The organism is Embleya sp. AB8 (genome assembly GCF_049739465.1).
Classification (GTDB): domain Bacteria; phylum Actinomycetota; class Actinomycetes; order Streptomycetales; family Streptomycetaceae; genus Embleya.
In genome coordinates this window covers 25,008-51,243 of the sequence record NZ_JBMHHY010000033.1, presented here as the reverse complement: position 1 = coordinate 51,243, position 26,236 = coordinate 25,008, and the positions used below count along the sequence as shown (strand labels likewise).

General features: G+C 72.1%; 10 protein-coding genes and 2 pseudogenes. 2 read left to right on the top strand and 10 right to left on the bottom strand.

All coding sequences use genetic code 11. The features are described from left to right. Positions 1-128: 128 nt before the first annotated feature. Positions 129-1,472: an aspartate aminotransferase family protein gene (locus ABIA38_RS37450; RefSeq protein ID WP_424643443.1), complete on the bottom strand. Its 1,344-nt coding sequence runs from the start codon at positions 1,470-1,472 to the stop codon at positions 129-131. A gap of 112 nt (positions 1,473-1,584) precedes the next feature. Between ABIA38_RS37450 and ABIA38_RS37445 the strand changes: the two genes are divergently transcribed. Next, positions 1,585-2,331, top strand: a complete 747-nt coding sequence (locus tag ABIA38_RS37445; RefSeq protein ID WP_424643442.1) for an SDR family oxidoreductase — start codon at positions 1,585-1,587, stop codon at positions 2,329-2,331. A gap of 57 nt (positions 2,332-2,388) precedes the next feature. On the opposite strand, the pseudogene ABIA38_RS37440 reads toward ABIA38_RS37445, so the two are convergent. Continuing rightward, positions 2,389-2,829 (bottom strand): annotated as a pseudogene (locus tag ABIA38_RS37440) (DUF6309 family protein); the annotation flags it as partial. An 88-nt stretch (positions 2,830-2,917) separates the two neighbouring features. Beyond that, positions 2,918-3,712, bottom strand: a complete 795-nt coding sequence (locus ABIA38_RS37435; RefSeq protein ID WP_424643441.1) for a phytanoyl-CoA dioxygenase family protein — start codon at positions 3,710-3,712, stop codon at positions 2,918-2,920. 895 nt (positions 3,713-4,607) lie between these two features. Between ABIA38_RS37435 and ABIA38_RS37430 the strand changes: the two genes are divergently transcribed. Further along, on the top strand, positions 4,608-5,120 hold the full coding sequence (locus tag ABIA38_RS37430; protein WP_424643440.1) for a hypothetical protein: 513 nt from the start codon (positions 4,608-4,610) through the stop codon (positions 5,118-5,120). A gap of 57 nt (positions 5,121-5,177) precedes the next feature. Here ABIA38_RS37430 and ABIA38_RS37425 read toward each other — a convergent pair whose 3' ends face one another. The 7 genes and pseudogenes from ABIA38_RS37425 to ABIA38_RS37395 all read right to left on the bottom strand — a co-directional run. Then, a complete protein-coding gene (locus ABIA38_RS37425) occupies positions 5,178-6,041 on the bottom strand; it encodes a DUF4097 family beta strand repeat-containing protein (protein WP_424643439.1) in 864 nt (287 codons plus the stop codon). Positions 6,042-6,113: 72 nt separating this feature from the next. Further along, the gene (locus ABIA38_RS37420; RefSeq protein ID WP_424643438.1) at positions 6,114-6,371 is read right to left on the bottom strand and encodes a hypothetical protein; all 258 of its coding nucleotides are present in this window, start codon (positions 6,369-6,371) and stop codon (positions 6,114-6,116) included. 258 nt (positions 6,372-6,629) lie between these two features. Further along, positions 6,630-7,391: a thioesterase II family protein gene (locus ABIA38_RS37415; RefSeq protein ID WP_424643437.1), complete on the bottom strand. Its 762-nt coding sequence runs from the start codon at positions 7,389-7,391 to the stop codon at positions 6,630-6,632. 50 nt (positions 7,392-7,441) lie between these two features. After that, positions 7,442-10,690, bottom strand: coding sequence for a non-ribosomal peptide synthetase (locus tag ABIA38_RS37410; protein WP_424643436.1), 3,249 nt, complete (start codon positions 10,688-10,690; stop codon positions 7,442-7,444). A gap of 178 nt (positions 10,691-10,868) precedes the next feature. After that, the gene (locus ABIA38_RS37405) at positions 10,869-13,991 is read right to left on the bottom strand and encodes a type I polyketide synthase (protein WP_424643435.1); all 3,123 of its coding nucleotides are present in this window, start codon (positions 13,989-13,991) and stop codon (positions 10,869-10,871) included. A gap of 2 nt (positions 13,992-13,993) precedes the next feature. Continuing rightward, on the bottom strand, positions 13,994-20,593 hold the full coding sequence (locus ABIA38_RS37400) for an SDR family NAD(P)-dependent oxidoreductase (RefSeq protein ID WP_424643434.1): 6,600 nt from the start codon (positions 20,591-20,593) through the stop codon (positions 13,994-13,996). Positions 20,594-20,602: 9 nt separating this feature from the next. Then, a pseudogene (locus ABIA38_RS37395) lies at positions 20,603-26,212 on the bottom strand (SDR family NAD(P)-dependent oxidoreductase); the annotation flags it as partial. Positions 26,213-26,236: the final 24 nt, after the last annotated feature.

Here is a 26,236-nt window from a genome sequence, read left to right as displayed (position 1 = left end):
CCGATCATCAGGACGGTTACGTAAGGCTAGTCATGGGCCCGGTCGACCTGTGGGCGACCCGCGCGTACGACACCCCGACGACCCCTCGAACAGCCGAAGGGATCCCCCACATTCCCGGCACCGGTCCGTCATACCCCCGCGAGCAGGACGAACGCCGCCTCGACGGCCGTGCACGCGGCCGACACGTCGTCGTCGGTGAGTGCCGCGGAGACGAACCAGCAGGCCGAACCGACCGCGTTGACGTGGACTCCGCGCTCCAACAACGCGTGCCGGAACAGCGCGTAGCGCGCGTCGTCGCTCGTGGCCAGGTCCCGATAGTTGCGCGTCGGCACACCGTCGGCCGAGAAGACCACCTGGAACATCGCCCCGACCCCCTGGACCACGCACGGGATTCCGTGGTCCTTCGCGGCCCGGCGGATCGCCTCCATCACTCGCTTGCCCGCCGTATCGATGCGGTCGAGCACGGCCGGGTCGCCGAGTTCGCGCAGGGTGACCAGCGCGCCGGCCGCGCACAGCGGCGAACCGTTGTACGTGCCACCGTGCTTGATCCGGTTCGCGCCGACCTCGCGCATGATGTCCCGGCGTCCGACGAACGCCGCGATCGGCAGGCCGCCGCCCAACGCCTTGGCGTAGACGGCGAGGTCGGGCACCACGCCGAACAACCCCTGGGCACCGCCCGGTCCGGTGCGGAAGCCGGTGCACACCTCGTCGAAGATCAGCACGATCCCACGCCGGGTGCACTCCTCGCGCAGTGTCTCCAGGTATCCGGGCAGCGGCATCGTGCACGCGTTGTTCGCCACGATCGGCTCGCAGATCACCGCGGCGATCAGGCCCCGATGCGCGTCCAGCACCTCGCGCAGCACGGCTGCGTCGTTCCACGGGCAGACCACCACGTCGCCGAGCACGCTCGCCGGGATGCCCGGGGAGTGTGGATGCGGGTGCGGGCGCGCGTAGGGGCCGGCCTCGGCGGCGGTGGGCCGGTTGGAGACCGCGAGGGTGTCCGCCCAGCCGTGGTAGTGCCCCTCGAACTTGAGCACCAGATCCCGTCCGGTGAAGCCGCGCGCGGCTCGGATCGCGCCCTGGATCGCCTCGGATCCGGAGTTGGCGAACCGGACCAGGTCGGCGCACGGGATCATCGACCGCATGGTTTCCGCCAGTTCGATCTCGGTCACCGTGCCCGCGCCGAACATGGTGCCGGTGGCCAGTACGTCGGTCACCGCCGCGGCGATCGCCGGATTGGCGTGCCCGATCACCGCGCAGCCGTACGAGATCAGGTAGTCGACATATTCGTTCCCGTCCACGTCCCAGATGTGCGCACCCGCGCCGCGCGCGATATAGAGCGGATAGGGATAGGGGCCGGTACTCGTGGCGCGTGCGGAGGAAGCCGTTCCGCCCGCCAGGGAACGTCGGGCCCGGTCGAAAAGGACCCGGCTGGTTTCGGTCGACTCGGCCGAGATCACGGAATACGCCACCTTCACTCTTGACACCCACCAGGGACACTACGCAGGGTTTCTCTCCATACCGCCACCGTGAAATCAGCCGGGACGGTTCGAACCGTCCGCACCGAATTCCGAGGGGTCACCCATGATCGAGAAGATCGCCGTGGTCACCGGCGCCGGCAGCGGCGTCGGCCGCGCGTGCGCCCTCGCCCTGATCGACCGGGGCTGGTCGGTCGCCCTGGTCGGTCGGCGCAAGGTCAACCTGGAGGAGACCGCGGCGCTGGCCGGGATCCGTTCCGGGTTCGCCCTGCCGGTCCCCACCGACATCACCGACGCGGACGCGGTGGACCGGCTGTTCGCCGCCGTCGTGGACCGGTTCGGCCGGGTCGACCTGCTCTTCAACAACGCCGCCGACACGATGCCGTACGTGCCCACCGAGGATGTCGAACTCCACGACTGGCACCGCGTGCTCGACTCGATCGCCACCGGCACCTTCCTGTGCTCGCGGGCCGCGTTCCGGATCATGCGGGAGCAACGCCCGCGCGGCGGCCGGATCATCAACAACGGCGCCCCCTCGGCGCACGTGCCGCGCCCGGACTCGATCGCCTTCACCGCCGCCAAGCACGCCGTCGCCGGGCTGACCAGGTCGCTCGCGCTGGACGGTCGGCCGCACGACATCGCCTGCGGGCAGATCGACATCGGCAACGTCACCCCGGTCGACCGCCCGCAGCCGGCCGTCCGGCAGGCCGACGGTTCGTTGCGGGTCGAGCCGACCATGGACGTCGGACACGTCGCGGACATGGTCGTCGCGATGGCCGCGCTGCCGCTGGGGGTCAACGTGCAGTCGGTGACGGTGATCCCGAGCGCGATGCCGTACATCGGGCGCGGCTGACCCGGATTCGGGCTCCGCGCCGCCCAGATACGCCTGGACGCGGGTGCCTCCGACGAGCCGGCCGTACAGTTCCCAGGCGAGCATGCGATGCAGTCCGTCCAGGTGCACGAGCCCGTCCCGTACGGCCAGACCTGCGTAGTCGATCGTCTCGACCGCGTGGGTGGACAGGTACAGCGGGGTCATCGGCGTGTCCAGGTGCCAGGCGAGCTTGTCCGCGCAGACCGGGTTGGTCCGCGCGTACCGCTCGCGCGTGGCGCGCAACCGGCGGACGGCCGCCGCGACGGTGAGCCCGCTCGGCGGCACCAGCTCGAACTCGCCGCCCTCGCCCAGGTGCCAGGGCAGGATGATGTCGAGCAGCGCGGCCCGGTCCAGCTCGATGCGCAACCAGTCGCCGGGCAACGCGTCGGCCAGGCGCAGCAGTTCCTCGCCCTCGGCGTTGCTGTTCTCCGGGAACTCGCGATCGGTGGGGTGGTCGTGCCGGAAGCGGTCGAAGACCACCTCGAAGGGCACGATTTCGAGAACCTTCAAGTATCGGATCCATTCGGTGACGGCCCCGGGCCGGCCATGCTCGATCGGGGTCGCGGGCTCAGGCCGGGTAGGGGGTGAAGTGGCGGTCCGCGAAGAGTTCGGGGCGGTGTCCGTGCTCGCCGCGGTCCAGGCCCAGTTCCCGGGCCCGACCGAGCACGTGTCGCCAGTACGGCTTCACCGGCGGCCAGCGGGTGCCGCACTGGCCGTACGAGCCGTCCACCATGTAGCGCGGCCGACCGCCGGCGCCCGGGCCGGGGCGGCGGGCGTGGAACAGGGCCGAGTGCAGGACCACGGTCGAGCCGGGCGGCAGGTCGTCGATCAGCACCTCGCCGGGCAGTTCGGCGGTGCCCAGGTGGGCCCACGCGTCCTTGTCGGCGACCTCGCGGTGCGAGCCGGGGAGTACGGCCAGGCCACCGACGGAGGCGTCCAGGCCGCCGAGGTAGTGCAGCGTGTGGATCATCGTGTGGGTGCGGTCGCGCTGCGGGCGTTGCTCGTAGTCGTGATGCCAGGCCTTGCCCTCGGCGCCCGCGGGGCGGCGGTCGCTGTGCAGGTGGTGGAACACGAAGTCGGTGCCCATCAGTTCGCCGACCAGGTCCAACAGCGGCGGGTGGGCGACCAGTTCGCCGTGCGCGGGCAGTTCTATCTCGACCACCGGCGGCGGCGCCGGCTGCCCGGGATTCAGGCTCGCCGCGATCGACCGCGCACGCAGCCCGGAATCCACCCACCGATCCACCTCGCCTTCCAGGCGGGTCACCAAATCCCTGGGCAGAAAGCCCGGCAACAGCAGATACCCGTGCTCGGCGAATCCGTCGATTCGACGTGTGTCAACGGACCGGACCGGCATTTCCCGCATACGAAGATTCCCCCCATGTCACTCGTGCGCGGCGCGTCGGCCCACCCGGAAAAGCGGAATACCGCCTCGCATTTACCGGGTGACAGGTACATGGCCGACAGAAAAACGGAGCGTGATCGAACCGATACGAGCAATATCCATCGGCACGCACATCCATGCACACACACGGCAGATTGGCCGGATCATTTCCCCGGGCGACCGGGATCGACGCCGACCGGGCCGCGGGGCGGAGGCGGGTGGAGGGTGCGCGGCGCGGGTGCGGGGGTGGGCGCGCGTGGCGGGGTGCGGGGGTGGAGGTGCGTGGCGGGCGCCGCGTGTTGCGGGGTCCGGGGGTGGGGCTGCGTGGCGGGGCCGCGCGATGGGGGTGCGGGGTGGGGCCGCGTGGCGGAAGCCGCGCGACAGAGGGCGTGGCGGAGGCCGCGTGTTGGGGGCGGGTGGCGTGGGTGCGGGGGTGGAGGTGCGTGGCGGGGCCGCGCGATGGGGTCCGTGGTGGGGCCGCGTGGCGGAAGCCGCACGACGGAGGGCGTAGCGGAGGCCACGTGTTGAAGGGCGGGTGGCGTGGGTGCCTGGCGGGCCTCGCCCGGTGAGGCGCCTGGCGGAGGCCGCCCAATGCGGGCCTCGCGATAGCGGGCGCGCGATGGGGGTGCGGGGTGGCGGGCGGGGTGCCGGAGGCGGGCGTTGGTGGGTGCTTGGTGGGGCTGCGCCATTGTGGCGCCATGTTGTGCCGTCGTGGCGAGGGGGGTCCGGAGTCGCCTGTGGTCGGTGGTGTGGTGGGCTGCGGACGAGTGCCGTCGGGCGATCGAACATCACGCGTTTCACCTGGACAAAGGGGTCGCGCGGGAATGTCGGGTCGAGCAGGCGCCGTGCGGCGCAATCACTGTGCCATGATGGATTCATGGAACTACGGGAGCACGTCGAGGCGCTGCGCGAGGAGCTGATCACCGCCTCTGCGGCAGGAGATGCCGAGACCCGCGCGGTTGCCGAGCGACTCGTCGCTCCGCTGGAGTCGGCCGTACGGCTCACGTTGCTCAAGGTTCTGTCGGCCGCGGCCGACGAGATCACTCGGGACCTGGCCCCCGGCTCGGTGGACCTGCGCCTGCGCGGGATGGACCCGAGTTTTGTGGTGACTCCGCCCCCGAGCGAGGACAACTCCGCCGGGGACACCGCGGATGAGACCGGTGACGCGGCAAGCGACTGGTCGACCGGAGCGCTCGGTGGTGCCACGAGCGGCGCCACGGCTCGCATCAACTTCCGGCCGCCGCAGGCGATGAAGGAAGAGATCGAGGAGGCCGCGTCCCGGCAGGGCATCTCGGTCAACGCGTGGATGGTCCGAGCCGCCGCGGCGGCGTTGACCAACAGCAGGCGAACTTCGCGTGGCAAGCAGCAGTTCAACGGCTGGGTGCGATAGCCGACCGAGGCCCCACCCCCGCCCGGTGTCCGGCCCTGCGGGCCGGAACACGGCACCTCAGCTGCGGTGGATCGTGATGTCTCCGTAGGACGTCCGCGCCCGCACCTCGATCGATTCCTCGAACGACATCGGCTTGTCGGGCGAGTCGTCGGCAGGTTCCAGCATGTTGTGCACCCGCCCGTGTCCGGTGGTCAGATCCAGCTTCGCCGGGCGGTCCGCGCCGATACCGATCTCCAGGTCACCGGTCGCGGTCCGAAGCACGACCGTGCCACGGGTCACCTCTCCGATCCGGATGCTGCCGTTGGCGGTCTTGGCGTCGGTACTGAGACCCAGCGCGTGGTCGAGGGAGATGTCGCCGTTGGAGGCGCGGGCGTGCACATCGCCGGTGACCTTGCCGATTTCGATGTTGCCGTTGGAGTTCTTGACCTTGACCGCGCCGTCGATCTCGCCGACCCGGATCCGCCCGGTGCCGGTGCTGACCTCGGCGTCGCCGTCGACCCGGCCCACGGTGATGTGGCCCGACGTGCGCAGGCGCAACGGACCGACGTGGGCGAGATGGACGTTCGCGGTGGTGGTCTTGAACGTGCACTCCCCGAGGCGGCCGGAACAGCGCAGGTCCCCCATTGCCGCTTCACCTTTCACGTGCGAGCCGACGGGCAGCACGATCGACACGTCCACCGAACGAGTCCGCCGGGAGAAGAGCATTTCCGGTACCGGCGGCTTCGGCGCCTTGACCACCAGTACGCCGTCGGCGTACTCGACGCTCGTCTGCTCGAACGCCTTCACGTCCGAGGCGTTGGTCTCGTCGGACGGCCGTACCTCGACGACGGTGTCGGTCCGGTCCTCGGCGGTGATCCGCACGTCGCCGACATGGATGTCGAGCGTGACGTGGATCGGCTCGGGTGTATCGAAAACAGGCATGGCTGTCCCTTCGCATCATTTCCGACGGACGTCCCCTCATGGCGGGGTGGGTGAGGCGACGGTCCGGTTCGTTCAACGTACCCGGGCGGTGGGGTGCCGCCGGGTTCGTCTGCCGTGCCGATCGGCGGCGCCGCGAGCGCGGTCGTGCCGCATCGCGGCGGGGAGCACCCGGTCCGACCACGTGTGCACCGAACGCCGTTCGTGGCGAAGTTCGACGGCGCCCGGGGCGGGGTCGCGGTCGATCTCGTCCGCGGCGGCATCCGCGCCGTCGGTCCGAGCGGGTGCGGCGAACTCGCGCCCGGGTCTGTCCACGAAGGGACTTACATCCATGGCGCCATTATGGCGCAACCCATTGCGCCATCACAAGCTGCGGCAATCCGGCCGGTGCCACCGGAGCCCCGCGGCCGACCAAGCATGTCACCAAGTCCGGAACGCCACGCAAACGTCGGCGCGGCGGCGAAGTGGCGAAGCGGTCGGCGGGGTCACGACCTGGTTCACCCAGCGAGTTCACCCAGCGAGGCAACCTATTGGTTGGCTCGGTGGCGATGGAGGTATCGCCGCGCTGCGAGCGATCGGAGCCGAGCGTCCTCAGGCGCCCCCTGCGGTGCGGTGACCCAGTACGTTCCGCAGGTCCGCCAGCAGTGCCTGCTCCTCGGCGCTGAGGTAGAAGTGCCCACCGGGCAACACCAGGAGCCGGAAGGCGTCGTTCGTCGTGTCCGCCCAGCCGTGCATCTGTTCCGGGGTCACCTCGGAATCGTGGTCACCGGTGTAGCCGTACACCGGGCAGTCGAGCGGAGGCCGGTGGCCGCCGGAATAGTCGTCCACCAACCGGTAGTCCGCGCGGACCGCGGGAAGCACGACCTCCCGCAGGCCGGGGTCCGCGAAGACCGGCGCACGGGTCTCGTCGAAGCGCACGACGTCCGCGATGATCTCCTCGTCCGTGCCGAAGTGTTTGCGCAGGCCCTCCAGCGCATGCGGCGGACGTCGGCCGGACACGCACAACGCGGCCGGCGGGCACCCCCGCTTCTGGAAGCGCAGCGCCACCTCGTGCGCCACCGAAGCGCCCATGCTGTGCCCGAACAGCACCACCCGATGCCGTGCCAAGTCGGCGAACGCGTCGGCGATGTCGTCCGCGAGGGCTTCCAGGCCGGACGGGAACGGATCGCCGAACCGGTCCTCCCGGCCCGGGTAGCGAACGGCGAGCACACCGACGTCCGAAGGCAGTCCCATCGGCCAGGTGCGGTACGCGCTCGCCGAGCCGCCGGCATGCGGGAAGCAGATCAGCTTCGTCGCACACCGGTCGTCGTCGCGGAAGCGGCGCACCCACTGCTCTTCCATCGGACTCGCCATTCGAGAATCCCCTTTCCGCACACCGGCGGCATGTTGCGAACGGACGGCGCTCAGAGGGCCCGGCCGTCCTGTGTCCTCCTGCGCAGAGCCGGCCTGCTCGACTGGGTGAGGTTCCCCGACATGTCGGACAAGCCGATGATGGTGCGCGCCGCGAACAGGGTGCGGATGGACACCTCGAGCTTCAATTCCGCCCGGATCAGGCCGACCAGCCGGATCGCCCGCAGCGAGTTCCCACCGAGGTCGAAGAAGTCCTCGTCGATGCCCACCACCCGGTCGAGTTCGAGTACGTCGGCGAATGCTTCGGCAAGTACACGCTCGGTGCGGTCGCGTGGTGCCCGGTAGGTCCCGCCGTCGAACTCGGGTGCCGGCAGCGACGCCCGGTCCACCCGTCCGCCGACGGTCAGCGGCAGCCGCTCCAGCACCACGAACATCGACGGCACCAGGAACTCCGGCAGCCGTGCCGCGGCGAACCGGCGCAGTTCCTCGGCCGAGAGGTCGGTCCCGGAATCGCCGCCGGCCGCCGGGACCACGTAGGCCACCAGCCGCTGCCGGCCGGCGTCGTCGGTCCCGACCACGACCACCGCGTGGGCCGATCCGGGGTGTTCGGACAGGACTTCCTCGACCTCGGCGGCCTCGATCCGCACGCCGCGTATCTCGAACCGGGTGTCGGTACGGCCCACATACTCGAGCCCGCCGTCGCCGGCCCACCGCACCCGGTCCCCGGTCCGGTGCATGAGCCCGCCGGGCGGGCCGAAGGGGCAGGCCACGAACCGCTCGGCGGTCGGCCCGGGGCGCCCGACGTAGCCGCGCGCGACACCGGGCCCGGCCACGTACAACTCCCCGGCCACGCCGACGGGGACCGGCGCCAGTCCCGGCCCGAGCACGTACAGGGCGGTGTGGTCCATCGGGTCGCCGAGCGCGCCCGCGGGGTACGCCGGTTCGTCCGCCGTCAGGCGCCGGCCGGCGGCGAACCCGGTCGTCTCCGTCGGGCCGTGGCCGGTGACGATCGTCAACTCGGGGCAGGCCTCGCGAACCCGGCGCAGCGCGGCCGTGGACACCCGGTCACCGCCCGTCCACACCTCGCGCAACCCGGCCAGGCTCTCCGGGTGTTCCGCCGCGATCGCGGAGAACCGGCCCGCGGACAACCACACCGCGGACACCTCGTTCGTCGCCCGCGCGTCGGCGAGCGCGTCGACGGCCGAACTCCCGGGCGGAGCCACCACCACCCGGCCACCGTTCAGCAGCGGCGCCCACACCTCGAGGGCGAACGCATCGAACGTGTACGGCGAGTGCCACAACACCGGGCCGCGACCGCCGTCCTGCCAGTGGCGGTCCAGGACGAGCCGCTCCAGGTTCCGGTGTGTCACCGCGACCCCCGCGGCCGTACCGGCCGATCCGGAACCGTACAACACGGCCAACAGGCCGTCCGGCCGCACCGGGACCGCGACGTCCGTCGCACCGTCGCCGGCCGCGTCGGCGGGGTCCGACCCGAGGTTGTCGAACCGGATCGTCGGCACGTCCGGATCGGCGGAGAGCCCCTCGGCCGTCGCGGCATCGGTGAGCAGCGCGCACACCGAGGCGTCGCCGGCCACCGAGGTCATCCGCCCCGCCGGGAGCGTCGGGTCGACCGGCAGATACGCGCCGCCCGCCTTCACCACGCCCAGCAGGGCGACGACCAGGTCCACCGATCGGGGCAGCGCCACCGCCACCACCGCCTCGGGGCCGACCCGTCGCCGGCGCAAGGCCTCGGCGACCCGGGTCGAGCGCTCGTCCAGTTCCCGGTACGAGAGCGCCGAGTCCCCAGACACCACCGCGACGGCGTCGGGAGCCGCCGCCACCCGGCGGGCGAACAACTCCGGAACCGTCGACCCCGGCAGCGGCGCCTCCGTGTCGTTCGGCGCGGCGAGCACCCGGTCCCGCTCGACACCGCCCAGCACGTCCAGCGCACCGACCGGCAGGTGCGGATCGGCGGTCACGGCCTGGATGTAGGCGATCAGCTCCGCGCCGATGAGGCGCAACTCCGCGCCGGAGTACAGGCCCGCGGGGGCGTCGAGCCGGACATACAGGTCGCTGTCGGCGCTCCCGTCGGTGTAGACGCCGATCGACAGTTCGTCGAAGGCCCCGGTGGTCCCGCCGAGGTAGCTCGCCGGGCTGTCGGCGAAGTGGAGTTGCTCCGCGAACTCGACGACGTTCATCACCGCACCGAAGCTGCCGCGACCGCTCAGCACGGTTCCGCTCGCACGTTGGATGTCCGAGTAGTGGCAGGTGGTCCGACCGAAGATCTCGTACGTCTCGTCCACCACCGCGTCGGCGACCTCGGTGAAGGTCGCGCCGAGCGGAACCTTCACCCGCACCGGCACCACGTTCACCGCCAGGCCGGGCGTGTGGCTCGCCGCCCCGACCCGGTTGGCCACGGCCAGCGAGAGCAGGAACTCCGGGCGATCGCAGCGGTGTCGGAAGTACACCGCCGCGGCGGCGGTCAGCATCGACGACATCCACACGCCCATGGACTTCGCGGTCTCGGTCCAGGTGTCCGCGTCGGCGCGCGGGACGGTCAGCGTTCGGCTCACCATGCCGATGGAGTCGGCCAGTTGCCCCCAGCGGTCGACGCTGCTCAGCGGTTCGGCGAGCGCGGACCGGGTCGCGTCGGACATGGCGACGCGCGGCACCTGTGCGGGTGCCGGGGCATCGGCCAGGTAGTCGCGCCAGAACTCGGTGTCCTCGGTGAACTTCTCGGCGGCGCCGTACTCCGCCGCCTCGGTCGCGAACGACTCGGCATCCCACGGGTGTGCCAACTCCGGTACGTCCCCGCCCCGCACCAGCGCGGTGTACACCTCGGCGAGGCGACGCGAGAGCAGGCCGCCGGCGCCGTACCCGTCCGAGACGAGGTGGTGGTAGGCGATCACCACGAGCGAGCGGGCCGCCCCGAGTTTGACCACGCCCAGCCGGATCAGCAGTTCGCGCTCCAGGTCGAACGGCTGCTTCAGCAGGTCGGCCAGCGCTTCGCGGGCCGCCTGCTCGGGATCGGCCGCGGTGCCGAAATCCAGGAAGAACGGCTGCCAGTCCTCCGGTTCGCGGGGCACCAGGCGCAGTCCGCCACCGTCGTCGACAAAATTGACGCGCAGCACTTCCGCCTCGCCCAGCACGTGCCGAAATGCGGATTCCAGGACCGCCGCGTCCAGTTCACCGGCCACGTCCCACATGCTCAGCGCATGGTTCAGTGTGTCGGGATTCATTTTCTGCGCCAGCCACAATCCTTTATGCGCCGACGACGCACCGAACGAACGCACAGGGATCATCCCCTCAGCAAACAGGCCCGGGGACCTGAGGAATTCGCGGACCACCTCCACCCTCACGGAAGTGGATCAGCCGGTCAAGACAACGGGGTGCCGGGACAGGCCGGCCGCGGTCGAACGGGCGGTGTCCCGCCGACGGGACGCTCCCGCGGGGCGAAATGGGGCCCGGAGCCCGGTGCGTTCACCGCGGACCGAGGTCGGCCATCGAGGACACGATGTGGCCGGCGATCAGTCTCGGAGTCGGGTGCCGCAGCGCCACGTTCGCCCTCAGTTTGAGGCCGGTCGTCGCGGCCAGGCGCTTGCTCAGTTCCACCGACAGCAGCGAGTCGAAGCCGATGTTGCGGAACTCCTGGTCGGGGTCGATGGTTTCACCGGAGGCGTGGCCGAGCACGACGGCGACCTTGGCCAGCACGTGGTCCAGGACCAGCGCCTGCGCGTCACCGGCGGAGAGGCCGGCGAGCCGGTCCGGCAGGAGGTCCGAGGGGTCGTCGTCGACGAGCGGGTCTGTGGCGGGCGCCTCGGTCGTCACCGCCACGGGTGCGGAGTTCAGCCAGTAGCGCTGCCGCTGGAACGCGTACGTCGGCAGCTCCACCCGCCGGCGCGCGCCGAACAGGGCACTCCAGTCCACCGCCCCGCCGCGCACCGACAATTGGGCCAACGAGCCGACCACGGAGGCCACTTCGCCCCGATCCCGGCGGGACGACGACAGAACCAGCGCGTCGTCCAGGTCCTCGACCATCTCCTGCACCGGGACGGTCAGCACGGGGTGCGGGCTCATCTCGATGAACGTCCGGAAGCCGTCGTCGACCAACCGCCGGACGGCGGATTCGAAGAGCACCTTTTCCCGCAGATTCGTGTACCAGTATTCGCCGTTCAGCCGCGCGGTATCGATTTTTTCGCCGTGCAGGGTCGAATAGAAGGGCAGTGTCGACGTTTTCGGGCGCACCTCGGACAATGCGCCGATCACCTGGTCGCGGACCCGGGTCACCTGGGGTGAATGCGAGGCGTAGTCGACGGATATGCGCCGGGCCTGAACACCTTCGGCGGTCATCTTCTCGACGAATTCGTCCAGTGCGTCCGGTTCCCCGGAAACCACCACCGAGCGGGGTCCGTTGACCACGGCGACGCTCACCCGGTCGTGCCACGGAGTCAGCCGTGCCGAGACGAGATCCGCGGACTCCACAACCGACGCCATCCCGCCGTGCCCGATCAGACCCACCAGGGCCTGGCTGCGCAGCGCGACGATCCGGGCGGCGTCGCGCAGCGACAACGCGCCGCACACGTAAGCGGCGGCGATCTCGCCCTGGCTGTGCCCCACCACCGCGGCCGGTGCCACGCCCCAGGACCGCCACAGCGCGGCCATGGACACCATCACCGAGAACAACGCCGGCTGCACCACGTCCACCCGGTCCAGGGTCGGTGCCCCGGCCGTACCGCGCACCACATCCAGCAGCGACCAGTCGACCCACTCGGCCAACGCGGCGGCGCATTCGTCCAGGGTCCGCGCGAAGACCGGGAAGGCGTCGTACAGTTGCCGGCCCATGCCGACCCACTGCGAGCCCTGTCCCGGGAACATGAAGACGACCCCGCCGAGGTCCCCGGCGACACCGCGCAACACCGCGGCGGATTCCGCGCCGTCGCGCAACGACGCCAGGCCGCTCAGCAGTTCGTCCCGATCCCGGCCCAGCACCACCGCACGATGCTCGAACCGCGACCGGCTCGACACCAACGACCAGCCGACGTCGGCGACGTCGGCGCCCGACTCGGCCGCGGCGAACTCGCACAGCCGGCCCGCCTGCCGCTGCACGGCCGCGGCGCTCTTCCCGGACACCAGCCACGGCACCAGTCCGCCGACCACGCCCGAGTGCGGACCGCGCTCGTCCGGCCGTGCCGGCGGCGGCGGTTCCTCCTCCAGGATCACATGCGCGTTGGTGCCGCTGACCCCGAACGAGGACACCCCGGCCCGGCGCGGACCGTCCGCCCGGGTCCACTCGCGCCCCTCCACCAGGAGTTCGATCGCGCCGGTGGACCAGTCCACGTGCCGTGAGGGGGTATCCACGTGCAACGTCTTGGGCAGGAAGCCGTGGCGCATGGCCAGCACCATCTTGATCACCCCGGCGACGCCGGCGGCGGCCTGGGCGTGGCCGATGTTCGACTTCATCGACCCCAGCCACAGCGGTCGGTCCTCGACCCGGTCCGGCCCGTAGGTGGCCAGCAGGGCGCCCACCTCGATGGGGTCCCCCAATACGGTTCCGGTGCCGTGCGCCTCGACCGCGTCCACCTCGGCCGCCGTGACACCCGCGTTCGCCAGTGCCCGGCGGATCACCTTCTCCTGGGCGCGGCCGTTGGGGGCGGTCAGCCCGTTGCTGGCGCCGTCCTGGTTCACCGCGCTGCCGCGTACGACGGCCAGCACCGGGTGGCCGTTGCGGCGGGCGTCGGACAACCGCTCCAGGAGCAGCACCCCGACCCCCTCGGCCCAGCCGGTCCCGTCCGCGCCGTCCGCGAAGGACTTGCACCGGCCGTCGGCCGACAACCCGCGCTGTCGGGAGAACTCCACGAAGATCGCGGGCGTCGACATCACCGACGCCCCGCCCGCCAATGCGAGCGAGCACTCCCCCGACCGCAACGACTGCACCGCCAGGTGCAGGGCCACCAGCGAGGACGAACACGCCGTGTCCACGCTCACCGCCGCCCCGGTCAACCCCAGCTCGTAGGCCACCCGGCCGGACGCGACGCTCGGCGCGCTCCCGTGCATCAGGTAGCCCTCCAACTCGGGCCTGCCCCCCTCCAGGAAGCGCGAGCCGTACTCGGACGAGCTCACCCCGGTGAAGACCCCGACGTCGGTCCCGCGCACCTCGGCGGGCACGATGCCCGCCCGCTCGAAGACCTCCCACGAGGTCTGCAACAACAGGCGCTGCTGCGGATCGATCGCCAACGCCTCACGCGGACTGATACCGAAGAAGTCCGCGTCGAAGTCGGCCACGTCGGTCAGGAATCCCGCGTGCCGCACATACGAGGCGCCGACCGTGTCGGGATCCGGGTCGTACAGGTCCCGCCACCCTCGGTCCCCCGGGAACTCGCCCACCGCGTCCACGCCGCCGCGGACCATGTCCCACAGCCCCTCGGGCGAGGACACGCCTCCCGGGTAGCGGCACGCCATGGCCACCACGGCGATCGGCTCGACCCGGGCGGCCTTGAGGGCGTCGTTCTCCTGCCGGAGGCGGTCGCGCTCCTCCAACAGCGTGCGAAGCGCCCGCGCGACCCGATCCCCGCCATCCGCCGTGCCGTCCGCGGAGTTGTTCATGGTCACTTGCCCCTCTCATCCAGAGCCAGGTCGACGAGTGCTGCCAGGTCCAGGGCCGCCAGTTCCGCCGCGTCCGCGCCCGGCACCGGCTCGTCGGCGGCCGACCCGGACGGGTCGGCGCACGCGAGCACCGACTCCAGCAGGCCCGCGTCGCGCAACCTGTCGATCGACACGGTGCGCAATGCCTCGCGGATCTGCGCGTCCTCGCCCTCGCCCGCCGCCGATTCCGAGCGCGCCGCGGGACGCAGCAGGTCGAAGATGTGTCGACCCAGCTCGCGTGGTGTCGGGTAGCTGAAGACCAGCGTGGACGGCAGGCGCAGGGCGGTCGCGGACGCCAGCCGGTTGCACAGTTCGACCGAGGTCAGCGAGTCGAAGCCGAGGTGGGTGAACGCCTGGTCGGCGTCGACGACCGTGCCGGCCGGGTGTCCCAGCACGATCGCGACCTGGTCGCGGATCCAGTCCAGGACGACCGCCTCCGCCTCGCCCGCGGCCAGGCCGGCCAGCCGGGCGGGCAGGTCGAGCGGGCCGCCGTCCCCGGTCGTGGTCGTCCTCTTCCGCGATGGACGGCCGTTCTCGACCAGGTCGCGCAGGATGAGCGGCACCTCGTCGGCGGTGCGGTGTCGCAGCGCGGAGAGGTCCACCCGGGCCGGGATGAGGACCGGCTTGTCGATCGTGTACGCCGCGTCGAACAGGGCCAGTGCCTCGGCTGTCGGCATCTCGGCGACGCCCATCCGCCGGATCCGGGAGAGGTCGACCAGGTCCAGGTCCTCGGTCATCCCGCTGCGCTGCTCCCACCAGCCCCAGCACAGCGAGGTACCGACCAGGCCGGACGCCCGGCGCCGGGCCGCCAGGCCGTCCAGGAACCCGTTCGCCGCGGCGTAGTTGGCCTGCCCTCCGGTGCCGAGCGTGCCCGCGAGGGCGGAGAAGAGAATGAACGCCGTCAGGGTGTGTTCCCCGGTCAGCTCGTGCAGGTTGATCGCGCCGCCGACCTTGGCGCCCAGCACCCGGTCGAGGCTCTCCGCGGTCAGCGACTCGACCGTGCCGTCCGCGAGCACACCCGCCGCGTGCACGACCGCGGTCAGTGGATACTCCCGGGGCAGGTCCGCGAGCAGGTCCGCCACCGCGGCCCGGTCCGCGACATCGCACGCCACGACCCGAACGGCCGCGCCCGCCCCCTCCAGATCGTGCACCAGTTCGGCGGCTCCGTCGGCCGCCATACCCCGACGGCTCGCCAACACCAGGCTCCGCACCCCGTGTTCGGTGACCAGGTGCCGCGCCACCAGCGAACCCACGCCCCCGGTCCCGCCGGTGACCAGCACCGTCCCGCCGCCGAAGCCGTCGCCGAGGTCGAAGACCAGCTTGCCGATGTGCCGGCCCTGGCTCATCTCGCGGAACGTGGCCCGCGCGTCGCGGATGTGCCGGACCGAGATCGGGTTCGGGCGTACCCGCCCGTCGGCGAACAGCTCCATGACGGCCCGGAACATCTCGTTGATCAGGTCCAGGCCCGCCTCGTAGAGGTCGAAGGCCTGATAGTCGACCCCGGGATGATCGGCCGCCACCTGTCGGGGGTCGCGGATGTCCGTCTTCCCCATCTCGATGAAGCTCCCGCCCTCGGGGAGCAGCGTCAGCGAGGCGTCGACGAAGGTGTGCGCGAGCGAGTTCAGCACGACGTCCACGCCGCGACCGCCGGAGGCATCCAGGAACTTCGCCGCGAAGTCCAGATCCCGCGACGAGGCCAGGTGCTCGTCGTCCAGTCCCATGCCGCGCAGGGTGGGCCACTTGGTCGGGCTCGCGGTGCCGTAGATCTCGGCGCCGACGTGTTGCGCCAGTTGCACGGCGGCCATCCCGACGCCGCCCGCCGCGGCGTGGATGAGGATACGTTGCCCCTTCTCCAACTGCTTCAGGTGGAAGAGCGCGTAGTAGGCGGTGAGGTAGGCGCCCGGTACGGACGCCGCCTCGGCGTAGCTCCACCCGTCGGGGATGGGCCTGAGCAGGCGGTGATCCGCCACCGCCACCCGGCCGAAGGCGCCGGGGAAGATGCCCATCACCCGGTCGCCCGGCGCGAGTTCGGTCACGTCGTCCGCCACCGCCAGCACGGTGCCGGCGCCCTCGCCGCCGATCCCGGCATCGAGGGCGGTTCGCTCCACCAGTCCCAGGGCGATCGTGACATCGCGGAAGTTGAGCCCGGCGGCGTGCACGGAGATCCGCACCTGCCCACTGGTCAGCGGCTCCTCGACCTCGGGGCAGGGCACCCAGGTCAGGTTCTCCAGCGTCCCCTTGTTCGGGATGCCCAGCCGGTGGGCGCCGACGGCCGGCGGCTCGATCCGGTTGTTCGCGAGTGCGGTCGGCGTCATCCGGGGGACGAGGTACGCGCCGCCGCGCAGGGCCAGTTGGGCTTCGCCGAGGGCCAGCACATCCGGGAAGCGGGCCCACGAGGTGTCCGCGTCGTCGACGTCCACCAGCCGGAATCTGCCGGGATGCTCGGTCTGGGCGGAGCGGATCAGGCCCCATACGGACGCGCCGGGGAGGCTTTCCACGCGCTCCCCGCCGCCGGTGTCCAGGGCCAGGCGGGTGAGCACCACCAGCGTGGATTCGGCGAACCGCTCCTCGGCGAGGAAGCGCTGCACCCAATCCAACACGCGCGCGTCGGTACCGCCGACCTCGGCGAGCAGATCGGGGTCGGCAACGACGAGGTCGTCCAGGCACAGGACGAGGTGGCGGGGTACGTCGCCGGCAAGGACATCGGCCAGGGACGCGTGGAACACGGCGCTCTCGCCGCCCACTTCGGTGAGTCGAGCGGCCAGGCCGGGCTGCGCGCCGAGCACGGCCCACGGTCCGTGGTGGGTTTCCGGCTCGCTCGGCCGGACCGGTCGCCAGTCCAGTTCGAACAACGATTGTTCGGGCCCGCCGCGCGCCGACCGCAGTTGCTCGGCCTGGGCCGGTCGGAAGGTCAACGCCGCGACGTGCGCGATCTCGCGGCCGTGCTCGTCGGCGATCGCCACCGCCACGGCGTGCTCGCCGGCCGGGGAGATCCGCACCCGCACGGTCGGGCCGCACTCCGCGACGCGATCCACCCCGGACCACGAGAAGGGCATCCAGCCCCGGTCGCCGGCCACCTCGAGGACACCGCCGGCCACCACGGCGTGCAGCGCGGTGTCGATCAGCGCCGGATGCAGGGCGAACCCGCCGCCGGTCGAGCCCTCGGCTGCCGCCGGCAGGCCGGCCAGCGCGAAGAGGTCGGCACCGTGCCGCCACACTTCGCGCAGCCCGCGGAAGGTCGGACCGTAGACGAAGCCCGCGTCCGCGAAGGTGTCGTAGAGATCGTCGATGTCGAGCCGCCGCGCCCCGGCCGGTGGCCACGCGGCCGGTGCCGGCGCGTCCTCGGTCCGCCCGGCCGGCCGCCGTGTACTCGGGGCCAGACTCCCCGTCGCGTGCCGGGTCCAGCCGCCCACCGTGCGCTCGCCCACCGCCGGTTCCGCCGGGCCGGGGCGCGAGTACACATCCAGGGCGCGGTGTCCCGCCTCGTCCGCCGCGCCGACGACCACCCGCACCTGCACGTCGCCCGAGTCGGGCAGCACCAAGGGAACTTCCAGGGAGAGTTCCCCGATCGCGGCGCACCCGACGAAGTCGCCCACGGACAGGGCCAGATCGAGGTAAGCCGTGGCCGGCACCACGACCGCGCCGAACACGGCGTGATCGGCCAACCAGGCGTGGGTCCGCAGCGACCACAGGTCGGTGAACACCACCTCGTCGGTGCCGGGGTGCTCAAGGACGGCGCCCAGGAGCGGGTGTGCCGAAGCCGCGAGACCGGCGGAGGCCACGTCCGCCGACCCCGTCCCGGCCAGGAAGTCCAGCCAGTAGCGCTGCCGTTGGAACGCGTAGGTCGGCAGGTCCACCCGCCGGCGCGCCCCGAACAGGGCGCCCCAGTCCACCACGTCGCCCCGCACGTGCGCCTGGGCCAGTGCGCCGATCAGCGTCTCCACCGCCCCGCGACCCCGCCGGGACGAGGACAACACCACCGCGTCGGCCACCCCCTCGGCGGCGAAGGCCTCCTTGGTGATGCTCGCCAGGGTCGCGCCCGGCCCCACGTCGAGGAAGGTCTTCACCCCGGCCGTACGGGCGCACTGCACCGCGTCGAAGAACCGGACGGGTTCGCGGACATGGCTCACCCAGTGCGCGACGGACGTCAACTCCGAGAGCGTGGCCTCGCGGCCCAGCCTGGTCGAGACGACCGGGATCGACGGTCGGCCGGCCGGGAGTTCGCCGATCGAAGCCGCGAACTCGGCCAGGATCGGGTCCATCAGCGGGGAGTGGAACGCATGACCGACGTCGAGCAGCTTCGCCGACGTGCCGTCGGCGACGAGCCGGTCCCGGAGTTCGTGTACCTCGTCGCGGGCGCCGGAGACCACCACCGACTCCGGGCCGTTGATCGCGGCGATCCCCACGCGGTCGTAGCCGCCAAGCAGGGCGCGCACATCGGCTTCCGAGGCGCGTACCGCCAGCATCGCGCCGCGCTCGCCGACCGTCTGCATGGCCCGTCCGCGAGCGGCGACCAGTCTGGTCGCGGCGTCCGGGTCGAGGACTCCGGAGACATGGGCGGCGGCGATCTCGCCGATCGAGTGGCCGATCAGGTGGGTCGGCGGCCGGCCGTACCGGGTCAGCAGCCGGTACCGGGCGACCTGCAGGGCGAACAGCGCCGGCTGGGCGATGTCCGTTCGATCGGCTCGGCCCTCGGCGGGCTCGTCGGACAGCAGCAGGGGCTTCAGGGCGAAGGGAAGGTGCGCGTCGAAGTGGGCACAGGTCTCGTCGAGGCTGCGCGCGAAGACGGGGAAGGTGTCGTACAACTGCCGCGCCGCACCGGCCCACGGTGTCCCCTGCCCGGGGAACATGAAGGCCACGCCGCCCGGTTCCTCGGCGATTCCGCGCACCACCGCGGCGGACTCCGCGCCGTCGCGCAACGTCGCCAGACCGCTCAGCAACTCGTCCCGATCCCGGCCCAGCACCACCGCACGATGCTCGAACCGCGCCCGGCTCGACGCCAACGACCAGCCGACGTCGGCGACATCCAGGCCCGGATCGGCGGCGGCGAACTCGCGCAAGCTCGCCGCCTGCGCCCGCAGCGCCCCGGCCGACCGCGCCGACACCACCCACGGCACCAATCCCCCGGCAACGCCCGGCACCCGATCGGCGGCGTCGGGCGCCGGCTCCGGCTCGGGCGCCTCCTCCAGGATCAGGTGCGCGTTGGTGCCACTGGCGCCGAAGGCGGACACCCCGGCCCGCCGGGGCCGGCCCGGCGCAGCGGGCCACGCGCGGGCCTCGGTCAGCAACTCCACCGCCCCCGCCGACCAGTCCACGTGCGTCGACGGGCGGTCCACGTGCAACGTCTTGGGCAACACCCCGTTGCGCAGCGCCATGATCATCTTGATCATGCCGCCGACGCCCGCCGCCGCCTGGGTGTGGCCGATGTTCGACTTCAACGACCCGAGCCACAGCGGGTGGTCGGGGTCGCGGTCCTGCCCGTAGGTGGCAAGGAGCGCCTGCGCCTCGATCGGATCGCCGAGCGTGGTCCCGGTCCCGTGCGCCTCCACCACGTCCACCTCGCCCGCCGCCACCCGGGAGTTCGCCAACGCCGCCCGGATCACCCGCTGTTGGGCCGGTCCGTTCGGCGCGGTCAGCCCGTTGGAGGCGCCGTCCTGGTTGATCGCCGAGCCCCGGATCACCGCCAGGATCCGCCGCCCGTTGCGCCGGGCCGCCGACAACCGTTCCAGGACGAGCACGCCCGCGCCCTCGGCGAAGCCGGTGCCGTCCGCAGCGTCCGCGAACGCCTTGCAGCGCCCGTCCTCCGCCAGGCCGCGCTGCCGCGACATCTCCCGGAGCACCTGCGACGTCGCCATCACGGTGACGCCCCCGGCCAGGGCCAGCGCGCATTCGTCCTGCCGCAACGACTGCACCGCCTGATGCACGGCCACCAGCGACGACGAGCACGCGGTGTCGGTCGACACCGCCGGGCCCTCCAGACCCAGCGAGTACGCCACCCGACCCGAGGCCACGCTCAACAGCGAACCGGTCTGCGCGTAGCCCGAGATGGTCTCCGGGGTGAAGAAGTGGTTGCCGTACCCGAAGTAGGCGACACCGGCGAAGACGCCGGTGTCGCTGCCGCGCAGGGTGTGCGGATCGATACCGGCTCGTTCCAGGGACTCCCACGAGGTCTCCAGGAGCAACCGTTGTTGCGGGTCGGCGGCCAGCGCCTCGCGGGGGTTGATCCCGAAGAACTCGGCGTCGAAATCACCCGCGTCGTGCAGGAACCCACCGAAGCGCGAGTAGCAGGTGCCCGGCCGATCCGGATCCGGGTCGGACAGCGCCGCCAGGTCCCAGTAGCGGTCGTCCGGGAACTCGGACATCGCGTCCCCGCCCGCGCGCACCAGCTCCCACAACGCCTCCGGCGACGTCACCCCACCCGGGTAGCGGCAGGCGACACCCACGATCGCGATGGGCTCGGCGGCGGCCTCGGTCAGCTCCCGCAACCGCCGGCGGGTGTCGAGCAGCTCGATCGAGGTCCGCTTGAGGTAGTCCAGCACATCGGCGCTGTTGTCGTTCGTCATCGCTCTCCCCTAGCCGAGCTCTTTGTCCAGCAGCGAGAAAAGCTCGCCGGCTGAGGCCGAACTGATCCGGTCGACGATGCCGACCGGCGATCCATCGCTCACCATCGACCGGACTCGGCCCTGCAGTTCGCCCAGCAGCGCGGAAATCGAGGCCTTGTCCCGCGCCCCGAGCTCGAGGAACGTCTCCTCCAGCCGAGCGCCCAGTCCTTCGATCTCCTTGGCCAGGAGATCGGCCGCGGTTTCCGGGTCGGCACCGGCGTCGGGGTGGATACCGGCGTTCAGGAACCGGGCGAGGGCGGTCGGGTTCGGGTGGTCGAACGCGAGCGTCGCGGACAACTTCGAGCCGGTCACCGCCGCGAGCTTGTTCCGCAACTCCAGCGCCATCAGCGAATCGATGCCCAGATCGCGGAAAGCCACCGTGGGACCGACCTTCGTGGTGTCGGCGAGGCCGAGCACGATCGCGGTCTGCGCCCGCACGGCATCGAGGAGCAGCGCCTCGGCATCGGCCCGGGGCAACGACCGCACCCGCTGGGCGATCGTGCCGTCGCCGGCCTCCGAACCCGCGCTCGCCGGGCCGCCGGGTTCGGCGGGTGTCCCGAGCAGACGGCGCAGGAGCGGCGAACCCGGCCGGCCGGCCGGCGACGCGCCCGGCGCCCGCAGATCCAGCCGCGCGGGCACCAGTACCGGTTCGTCCCGCGAGATCGCCGCGTCGAACAGCGCGAGGCCCTCGGGCGAGGCCATCGGCCGCACACCCTGTCGTTGCAGGCGCACGATGTCCGCCGCGCCGAGGTCGGCGCCCATCTCGGTGCGCTCCGCCCAGTAGCCCCAGCACAACGAGACGGCGGTCGGCCCGGCGGCCCGGCGGGCTTCCGCGAGCCCGTTGAGGAACGCGTTGGCCGCCGCGTAGTTGGCCTGTCCCGCCGTGCCGAGCACACTCGCGATCGAGGAGAACAGGACGAACGCGGACAGGCCCAGGTGCCTGGTCAGCTCGTGCAGATGCCAGGCGCCGCGCACCTTCGGCGCCAGGACCGAGTCCAGGCGCTCCTCGGTCAACGCCTCGACGACCCCGTCGTCCAGGACACCCGCGCAGTGGATCACCGCGGTCAGCGGGTGCTCGTCCGGCACCGCGGCGATCAGCTCGGCGACCGCCTCGCGGCTGGTGACATCGCAGGCCACGATCTCGACCCGGGCCCCCGCCGCGGTCATCTCCGCGCGCAGTGCGGCCGCCGCCGGAGCCGCCGGCCCCCGCCTACTGGTCAACAACAACCGACGCACCCCGTGCCGGGCCACCAGATGCCGGGCCAACATCGCCCCCAGGCCGCTGGTACCGCCCGTGATCAGCACCGTCCCGGAGGCCGGCGCCGAACCGTCCGCCACCGCGCCGAACGGCTCGCGACCGGCGGACCGGCCGGGCACGCGGGCCAGTTGAGGGGTGGTCACCACGCCGCCCCGGATCTTGAACTGCGGTTCTCCGGTTTCGGCCGCCGCCGGGAGGCAGGCCCACGACGCGGGCCGGCCGTCGGTGTCCACGAGCGTGAACCGGCCCGGGTTCTCGGTCTGCGCGGTGCGTACGAATCCCCAGATCGCGGCCGCCGCGGGGTCGGTGTGCGGAACCTGGTCGTCGTGGATCGCCGCCCGCGTCACGATGACCAGGCGCGACTCGGCGAACCGGTCGTCGGCCAGCCAGCCCTGCGTCCAGCGCAGCACCCGGTGGAGGTTGCGCTCGGCCACGGCGGGGGTGTCGCCGACATCCGCGCCCGCCCGGTCGATGCCGGCGATGACGAGCGGGGGTATCGCCCGGCCGGCAGCTGCGAGTTGGTCGAGGTCGGCGAAGACCGCCTCGGTCGGTATGGGGGACGCGGTGAACTCCTCGGGCGCGCCCAGCACCGCGTACCGGCCCGCCGCCGGCCCGGATGGGACCGCGAGGGGAACCCAGTCCACCCGGAACAGCGAGTCCTGGTGGTCGAAGCTCAGCTCGGTCAACTTCTCCACGTCGGCGGGCCGCAGACTCAACGAATCGACGCCGCCGACGGGTGCTCCGTACCGGTCCGCGATGGCCACGGACAGCGTGTTCTCCCCGGCGGGTATGAGCCGGACGCGCAATCCGGTCGGCTCGGCGGCGGGCAGCCGGATCCCGGTCCAGCGCAGCGGCAGCCAGCCCTCGGGTCGGGAGTTGTCCACGATCCGCCCCAGGCCGATCGGCAACAACGCGGCGTTGAGCAACGCCGGATGGATCCGGAACCGGCCCCGATCCGTGCCGTCGGGCGCGGGCAACTCCAGCTCCGCGAACAGGGCTTCGTCGCGACGCCAGACCTGCTTCAGTCCGCGGAACAGCGGCCCGTGGCCGAACCCGAGGGCGGCCAACCTGGCGTACTCGTCCGCCACGGGCACGCCGACCGCGCCGGCGGGAGGCCACTCGAGGAGGTCGTCGTCGCGACGGGTGCCACCGGTGTCGGATCCGACCACGCCGACGGCGTTCCGCGCCCACTCGGGTTCGCCCGCACCCCGTGAGTACACGGTGACCACCCGCTTGCCGTCGACCACGACGCGGATCTCCCGATCGGCCGTCCGGGACAACACCAACGGGGATTCCAGGGTGAGTTCCTCGACGACGTCGCAGCCCACCTTGCCCGCCGCCCACATCGCCAGCTCCACGAACACCGTGGCCGGCACCAGTACGGCGCCGTGCACCACGTGGTCGGCGAGCCACGGGTGGCGCTGCACCGACAGCCGCCCGCTGCCCGCCACCGCACCGCGCTCCCCGTCGTCGGGCAGATCGATCACGGCGTCCAGGAGCGGGTGGTCCGAGGTGCTCTCGGTGCCGCCCTCGGTGGGTGTGTTCAGCCAGTAGCGCTGTCGCTGGAAGGCGTACGTGGGCAACTCGACCCACCGGTCGGGCCGATCGGGGAACACCGTCCGCCACGACACCGCGACGCCCGCCACGAAGGCCTCGGCCGCCGACCGGTACAAGCGCGCCGGCCCGCCGTCGCCCCGGCGCAACGAACCCACCACCACGCCGCCGATATCGGGGGTGGAGTCGAGCATGTCCTGGATGTTGATCGTGAGCAGCGGGTGCGGACTGGCCTCGACGAACGTGCCGTACCCCGCATCGAGGAGGCTCCGCATCGCGATTTCGAATTGCACCGGTTCCCGCATGTTGCGGAACCAGTAGGCCGCGTCCAGTTCCGTGGTGTCGAGCCGCCCACCGGTCACCGTCGAGTGGAACGCCACCGGCGAGGACCCCGGGGTGATCGGGCCCAGCAGGTCCCGAAGCGGGCCCTCGAACCGGTCCATCAGCGGCGAGTGTCCGGGCACACTCGCCGGGATCCAGCGCGCCCGAATGCCCTCGGCCTCGCAGACCGCGACCAGTTCCCGGACCGCCGAGGCCTCGCCCGCGACGGTCGTCGAGTACGGTCCGTTGATCGCGGCGACCGCGACCCGCGACTGCCACGGCTCCAGCAGTTCGCGTACCCGGGCCTGCGGTGCCACGATCCCGGCCATGCCGCCGTTCTGGGTGGTCGTGGCCAGCAGTCGGGAGCGCAGGGCCACGATCTTGGCCCCATCGGCCAGGGTCAGCGCGCCGGCGACGCAGGCCGCGGCGATCTCCCCCTGGGAGTGGCCGATCACCGCGTCCGGGGTCACCCCCAGCGAACCCCACACCCGCGCCAGCGACACCATCACCGCGAACAGCACCGGCTGGACGACCTCGATCCGCTCCAGGTCCGCCGACTCCGGCCCGCCGCATACGGTGTCGATCAACGACCAGGACACCCACGGCTCCAGCGCGGTCGCGCATTCGCGCAGCCGCTCGGCGAAGACCGGGCTCGACGCGTACAACTCCCGCCCCATGCCCACCCATTGCGACCCCTGACCGGGGAACACGAACACCGTCTTGCCGACCGGCTTCGCGATACCGGAAACCACCCCGGCGGGCGGCCTGGTCCCCTCGGCCACGGCGGTCAGGCCGGCGAGCAGCGCATCCCGGTCCGCGCCGATCACCACCTGGCGGTGCTCGAACACCGATCGGGTGGCCACCAGCGCATGCCCCACCCCCACGATCGGCAGCTCCGGATCGGCGGCCACGCCGTCCCGCAGTCGCCGGGCCTGCTCCCGCAGTGCCTCCGCCGACCGCGCCGACAACACCCACGGCACCGCCCCGGGGAGGCCGTCGGCGACCCGACCGCCGGCGGAGTCCGCCGCCGGGCCGGCCAGGACCTGCGCCGCCTCGGGGGCCTCGGGTGCCTCCTCGAGGATGAGGTGCGCGTTGGTGCCGCTGACTCCGAAGGACGACACGCCCGCGCGCCGGGGCCGCTCCGCCGCGCCGGGCCACTCGCGGGCCTCCGTCAGCAACTCCACCGCCCCCGTCGACCAGTCGACATGCGGGGTCGGGCGGTCCACGTGCAACGTCTTGGGCAACACCCCGTTGCGCAGCGCCATGATCATCTTGATCATCCCGCCGACACCCGCGGCGGCCTGTGTGTGGCCGATGTTCGACTTCAACGAGCCCAGCCACAGCGGGCGGCCGGGGTCCCGGTCCTGCCCGTAGGTGGCAAGCAGCGCCTCCGCCTCGATCGGGTCGCCCAGCTTCGTACCGGTGCCATGCGCCTCCACCGCGTCCACCTCGCCGAGCGACAGCCCGGCGTCGGCCACGGCGGCGCGGATGACCCGTCGTTGCGCCAGTTCGCTCGGCGCGGTCAACCCGTTGGACGCGCCGTCCTGGTTGATCGCCGAGCCCCGGATCACCGCCAGGATCCGCCGCCCGTTGCGGCGCGCGTCCGACAACCGTTCCAGGACCAGGACGCCCGCGCCCTCGCCCCAGCCGGTTCCGTCGGCCGTCTCCGCGAACGACTTGCACCGCCCGTCGGCCGACAACCCCCGCTGCCGGGCGACTTCCACGAACAACCCCGGACTCGGCAGCGCCGACACCCCACCGGCCAGTGCCAGCGCGCACTCCCCGGACCGCAGGGACCGCACCGCCTGGTGGACGGCGACCAGCGACGACGAGCACGCGGTGTCCACGGACACCGCGGGACCTTCCAGGCCCAGTACGTACGCCACCCGGCCCGAGGCCACGCTGGTGTACGTCCCCGCGATCGCGAAACCCTCCACCTCGCCGGCCGCCCCGCCGCCCATCCGCGGGCCGTAGTCGACCGCGTAGATCCCGGTGAACACCCCGGTCGTCGAACCGCGCAACCCGGTCGGGTCGATCCCGGCCCGTTCCAGCGCCTCCCACGAGGTCTCCAGCATCAACCGCTGCTGGGGATCCATCGCCAGCGCCTCGCGCGGACTGATCCCGAAGAACGGTGCGTCGAACTCCGCGAGATCGAGCAGGAATCCACCGGAGCGGGTGTACGTCTTCCCGTGCGCCTCGGGGTCCGGGTCGTAGAGCGCCTCGACGTCCCACCCACGATCCGACGGGAAGTCGCCCATCGTGTCCACGCCGCCGGACACCACGTCCCACAGTCCTTCGGGGGAGCCGACCCCACCCGGGAAACGACACCCCATGCCCACGACCGCGATCGGCTCGCGAGCGGACTCCTCCAGCTCGCGCACCCGCTCGCGCAGGGTCTGCGCATCGCCGACCGCGCGTCGCAGGTACGACCGGAGCTTGTCGACGTCCTCCACCAAGGCCTCCCCCAACTG